Source organism: Lactobacillus nasalidis (assembly GCF_016587775.1).
Classification (GTDB): Bacteria; Bacillota; Bacilli; order Lactobacillales; family Lactobacillaceae; genus Lactobacillus; species Lactobacillus nasalidis.
Genome location: NZ_BOCG01000240.1, coordinates 1 through 492 on the forward strand (window position 1 = coordinate 1; position 492 = coordinate 492).

Below are 492 nucleotides of genomic sequence, written 5' to 3' on the forward strand. Positions count from 1 at the left end.
AAGCTCTTCACCGTCTCCAAAACTTCCGCCGGCTACCGGCTCAAGTACACGGGCAGCAGCCGCCGCCTGTGGCGGGAAATCACCAAGCTCAACGGCCTGGCCACCCTGTCCAGCGACAGCCAGATGGCCAGCGCCAAGCCGCAGAAGATCAAGATGACGATCGACCTCAGCGAAAAAAAGCAGCTGACCGGCTTGGCGATCTACGCCAAATACCGGGTCAAGGGGCAGAGCAGCTCCACCAAACTGTCCCTGCTCAAGGTCAACCAGCAAAAGAAGCTGGCGATTCCCAAGACCGTCCTGAAAAATTCCGTGGACGTCAGCAAGCTGAACAAATAAGCGAAGGAGGCTTTTATCATGAAACTAGGAATCATCGGCAGCGGCAAGATCGTCAAAGACTTCCTGACCGCCCTGCCCTTGCCGGGCCTAAGCCTGGCCGCCATTGCCACGACCAAGCGGTCGGCGGCAACCGGGCAGTCGCTGGCGGCTGAATAC

General features: G+C 58.7%; 2 pseudogenes. Both read left to right on the forward strand.

The window, feature by feature from the left end:
- Positions 1-336: pseudogene (locus tag lacNas_RS03970) on the forward strand (hypothetical protein); the annotation flags it as partial.
- A gap of 18 nt (positions 337-354) precedes the next feature.
- Positions 355-492, forward strand: a pseudogene (locus lacNas_RS14175) (gfo/Idh/MocA family oxidoreductase); the annotation flags it as partial.